Genomic DNA, 5147 nt, shown 5'->3' on the forward strand with positions numbered 1-5147 from the left:
GAATGAAGTGGTTGCCTACATTAGCGACGGAGATATTATGCGTTATATCGGCAAGCATGATGATCATGTATTCGGGTCTTATATGTACACGGCTGTAATCAAAGGGGATGACGAAGAGTTTGATGAAAGAGTTCGCAATTTGCTTCCCATGTGTGTCATGAGAATCGCTCAAAAGAAAGTGATTGCGGTTGATGCGGAAGAAGATATCGAGCAGATCGCTGCAATTTTAGGCAAAAAAAGAATAAAAAAACTGCCCGTTGTCCATCGAGGCGTATTAGTTGGCATTATTAGCAGGGGAGACGTTATCCGGCATTCATTTCAATCCTTATTGTAAGCGATTACTAAAGCTGGGAAATAAAAAAAAAGGATGTCCTAGCAGCCCCGAGAGGCTGAGGGCATCCTTTTTACTGTATTAATAGGCTAAAGCGAAAAGGCCGTGGATATGAGACAAATAACGGACGTTACTTGCTTCTTTCATCAGGGAAGCCGGTAAGCCTTTGAGCTGTGTGCTGTTTCCACCGATTGTGCCGATACCATCTTTGCGGCCTAAGCTGCCAAGTGTTCCGGAGAATACTGGCGTGAATGTATCCATTGCGCCGCCTTTGATTTGAACGGACAGATTGTAACCAACTGTTTCGCCCATCTGCCAAGCAAGTTGTGCAGTTGGAGGGTAAGGTCTTTCGCTTCCTTCAGGGAATACCACCGCGCAGTCGCCTGCAAGGAAGACATCGGAATGGGAAGTGGATTGAAGTGTCGATGTTACAGTCGCACGACCGCGATCTTCCGCGATTCCGCAGCTGCCAACAACCGGATTGCCTTTCACGCCGCCAGTCCAAATAATCGTGTTCGACTCGATTGTTTGTCCACTTTTCAGCGATACCGTATTCTTAGTAGCTTCCGTAATGGCAACGCCAGTTAAGAACGTAACACCGCGTTTCTCAAGGCTAGTCACAGCGCGCTCGATCAGTACTTTCGGGAATACTGGAAGGATTGCAGGACCAGCTTCTACGCAATAGATAGAAACATCTTTGAAGTCGATGCCTTTGCTGTGGCAAATTTCAGGCAACTTATCAGCGAATTCCCCAACAAGCTCAACACCTGTAAGACCGCCACCGCCCACAACGATCGTTGCGTCAGCTTTGTTGCCGGATGCTTTGTAAGCGTCCAGACGAGCTTCAACATGCTCGCGAATACGGTTAGCATCAGAAGCTGATTTGAGAACCATGCTGTTCTCTTCCAGTCCTGGGATGCCGAAGTAGTTCGTTTCGCTGCCAAGAGCAACGACTAGCGCATCGTAAGTATGTACTGCGCCACTAGTTGTAACGACTTTTTTATCATCTGGTTTAATTTCTTTGATGGTATCAACCACGATATTAACATGTTTGTCGCCTAGCAGTTTTTGCAAAGGTAGTGCAACAGCTTGCTCTTTAATCGTACCGCCAGCAAGACGGTGCAATTCTGTAATAATTTGGTGAGTTGGGAAGCGATTGATGATTGTAATGTTCGCTTCTGAAGCTGTCAGATGTTTACGTGCTGTCAATGCGGTTAATAGGCCGCCATAACCGCCGCCAAGAATAAGTATTTGTTTAGCCATCGTTATCATCCCTAGTCCGTATTAATTTTTACGTTCAGAAAGTACGTTCAAGAATGCTTGTGCAAAACGAAGAGTTTTCTGCACTTCAGGATCTTTCAGCATTTTTAGTATTCCGAAGAGACCGATTGTTGATCCTGCTTCAGCCTGTGAGCGTTCGCCAGCTTCAATAGCCGCGGATGCAATGTCTTTTGCCTTTTCTTGTACCGGTTTAACAAACTCGCCAATACCTTGGGCAAAATCGTTGATCAATACTTTGTCTGTAGCTACACTTTGCGCAAAATCATAAGCTTTGGTTAATACTGTTACCATTTCTGCCAGTTTAGGCAAATTATCGACCAGAACAGTCAGAGATTGTTGCACCTCAGGCTTTAGCAATTGGTCGAGTACGTCTAGCGATTTTGGTTCCGCAGCAGCTGTTGCTGCTACTTCTTGAGCAGCAGTTGTCTGTGACATACGTAAATCCTCCTTTGCGTTGAAAAAAAATCGGGTACTGTCACAATATGTACGGGTGAAACGTTTGTTTCCCAGATGGTTGTAACATTTTTCACATAAGAAAATGTGTAGCAACATCGCACAATTGGATAATCCGTATTTACATATTGTACACCTAATGGACACAAAATTATAATTGAAAATATTTCAAATTCGTGAACATTGGATGAAAATGGGGGACGGCCTATTCACTCATGATTGATGAAACTGTCAAAATGCTGACTACGAAACAATAATTGCATAAATGAATAATAACGGCATTCGGTCTAATAGATCGGATGTCGCTTTTTGCTGATCGCTGGAAGGATTCTTTAGGGAAAATATTGAAATACTAAAAAAGTACGCCACACAGTAGTGGTAATCACAAACGTTTGTACATAGTACTTATCAGGGAAGGAGACATACGATCTTGAATGTTTTTATCATTATTCTCATCTTATTGATTCTTATTGGTGTATCCAATGTCGTGAACCGTTTTGTTCCATTCATTCCCGTTCCCCTGATTCAAATTGCCTTGGGGGCCATTCTAGTAATCGTACCACTGGGGATTCACCTGGAACTAGAACCGGAATTGTTCCTCTTGTTGTTCATTGCCCCGTTGTTGTATCACGATGGCAAGCATACACCGAGAGATGAGCTGTGGAAATTGCGCGCACCGATCCTGCTTCTCGCGGTGGGACTGGTTTTGATAACGGTGTGTGTCGTCGGATATGTTGTCCATTGGTTGATTCCTTCAATTCCTTTGGCGGCAGCATTCGGGTTAGCAGCTATTCTCTCGCCTACGGATGCCGTAGCCGTCAGTTCCTTAGCCGGTCGCATCCATTTGCCCAAAAGCTTGATGCGGCTCCTTGAAGGGGAGGCCTTGATGAACGATGCATCTGGCCTTGTGGCTTTCAAGTTCGCTATTGCTGCGGCGGTCACCGGTGTGTTTTCGCTCCCGAAAGCAAGCCTCAGCTTTGTCGTCATCTCAATTGGGGGCCTAATCGTTGGAGCGCTAGTCGCTTTTTTAATTATCGGCATTCGCCAGCTGCTTCGCCGGGCAGGACTTGAGGATGAGACGATGCATATGCTGCTGCAAATATTGACACCTTTTATGCTCTATTTGATTGCCGAGGAGTTAGGCGTATCGGGCATTTTGGCGGCGGTAGCAGGTGGCGTGGTGCATGCCGTCGAGAATGAGCGTTTGGCTTTTACGATGCCGACTCTTCGAAGTGTCTCTAATTCCACATGGTCTGTCATTTTGTTTGTACTCAATGGCTTGGTCTTTATTCTTCTGGGGCTGCAAATTCCAGGTGTCTCCAGGACGATTCTCAAAGATCCTAATTTCGATAATTTCAAAGTGATTGGTTATGCCATTGTCATCTTCGTCTTGCTTCTGCTCTTGCGTTTTGTTTGGACGCTTATCTTTGCAAGAGGAGGGCGCTGGTTCGGGAACAAGAATCAAGAGGTACCAAGCTTACGTATTCTTACCTTAACGTCGATTTCCGGTGTACGTGGAGCGATAACACTGGCAGGTGCTTTCTCTATACCGCTAATCCTGCAAAATGGCGATCCCTTTCCGCAAAGAGACCTTATTATTTTCCTTGCATCCTCCATCATTCTGTTCTCACTTCTGACCGCAAGCATTGTCCTACCTCTGCTCGCCAAGAAGAAAAATACAGACGGAAATGCCGAACAGGAAAGAATGGAGCGTGAGTGGCAGTTGGAGGTTATGGCTGCTGCTGTTCGGGCTCTAGAGAGTACAAGTAACGAGAAGAACGAGGTCGCGGTAGATACTGTGATTGGCGATTATAAATTAATGATGCAGCAGCTTGACCAAAAAGAAGGTAAATTGAAACGTATACCACGTTTCCAACAGGAAGAAGCCGAGATGCGACTGCTGGCACTGGATATTGAGCGCAAGTATGTGAATGATCGTTTGGAAAGCGGACAAGTGAGCAGTGAACAGGCGAATTATTATTTAAACATGCTGGAACAAGTAGAACTTATTCTAGCTAACAAGCTTGATATCGGTAAAGTACTGGTTAAGAACATCTGGCGCCGATTGAAGCTTGTAATAACTTCCTTCCTGCAACCTCGCCTTGTTTCGAATATTGTTGAGCCTGATATGGAAGAGATTCGGACGCTGAAAATGCAATGCAGCCAAGCTGTCGTTGAGGAATTCTCCAAACGATGCGCTTACCAAAGCGATGAAGCAACAGAGGGAGTGCTGGACTATTATCAGCAAATGCTGGATAGGCTGCGCAGATTCGCGTTCGGCTCAAGGCGCAAAGATTCATCCTTCATCGATAGCCGACGTGAGCTGCACTGGATCGCTATACAAGCGGAGCGTGATGCTGTGCAAGGGTTCTATGAGCGCGGAGATATCACGCGGGATATGGCTTCCTTGCTGCGACGAATCATCCGAAACAGGGAAGCATCGCTGTATGAGCTCGAGGAGATTAGCTAGATTCAGCGATTTTATTTTTACTTTTGGAATGAAAATAGGTTATTATGTTAAATGAGATAAAAACAGAAAGTGGGAACAAACGTGGGCCGTAAGTGGAATAACATTAAAGAAAAGAAAGCCTCAAAAGACGCAAACACAAGTAGAATTTATGCGAAATTCGGACTTGAAATTTATGTGGCCGCACGCAAGGGCGAACCGGATCCTGAAGCGAATCGCGCATTGAAAGTTGTTCTCGAGCGGGCAAAAACTTACAATGTACCGAAAGCGATTATTGATCGTGCTTTGGATAAAGCAAAAGGCAGTTCCGATGAAATTTATGAAGAGCTTCGCTATGAGGGCTTTGGGCCAAACGGGTCCATGATCATTGTAGACGCACTGACGAATAACGTGAACCGCACGGCGCCAGACGTGCGTTCAGCCTTTAATAAAAATGGCGGCAATATGGGCGTAAGCGGCTCTGTAGCTTACATGTTTGACGCGACAGCGGTTATCGGTCTTGAAGACAGAAGCATGGATGAAGTCATGGAAGTCCTGCTCGAAGCGGATGTTGATGTTCGTGACATCGTGGAAGAAGACGAAATGGTCATGGTTTACGCCGACCCAGATCAGTTC

Annotated in this window: 5 protein-coding genes; 3 read left to right on the forward strand and 2 right to left on the reverse strand. The window is 45.6% G+C overall.

The annotated features are described in order from the left end of the window. A partial coding sequence (locus AC1DUA_RS22305; RefSeq protein ID WP_477501863.1) for a CBS domain-containing protein occupies positions 1-334 on the forward strand: 334 nt, incomplete at its 5' end. A 78-nt stretch (positions 335-412) separates the two neighbouring features. On the opposite strand, the gene AC1DUA_RS22310 is transcribed toward AC1DUA_RS22305, so the two are convergent. Both AC1DUA_RS22310 and AC1DUA_RS22315 read right to left on the reverse strand, forming a co-directional pair. Further along, complete coding sequence (locus tag AC1DUA_RS22310; RefSeq protein ID WP_477501864.1) at positions 413-1594, reverse strand: NAD(P)/FAD-dependent oxidoreductase; 1182 nt, start codon at positions 1592-1594, stop codon at positions 413-415. A gap of 21 nt (positions 1595-1615) precedes the next feature. Then, positions 1616-2047 (reverse strand): helical membrane plugin domain-containing protein, encoded by a 432-nt coding sequence (locus AC1DUA_RS22315; protein WP_477501865.1) that lies wholly within the window; start codon positions 2045-2047, stop codon positions 1616-1618. Between the two features lie 448 nt (positions 2048-2495). On the opposite strand from AC1DUA_RS22315, the gene AC1DUA_RS22320 reads away from it, so the two are divergent. Beyond that, positions 2496-4535, forward strand: a complete 2040-nt coding sequence (locus tag AC1DUA_RS22320) for a Na+/H+ antiporter (protein ID WP_477501866.1) — start codon at positions 2496-2498, stop codon at positions 4533-4535. An 81-nt stretch (positions 4536-4616) separates the two neighbouring features. Further along, the coding region (locus tag AC1DUA_RS22325; protein WP_477501867.1) for a YebC/PmpR family DNA-binding transcriptional regulator at positions 4617-5147 on the forward strand (531 nt) is incomplete at its 3' end.

It is taken from the genome of Paenibacillus sp. 01T422, assembly GCF_056398785.1.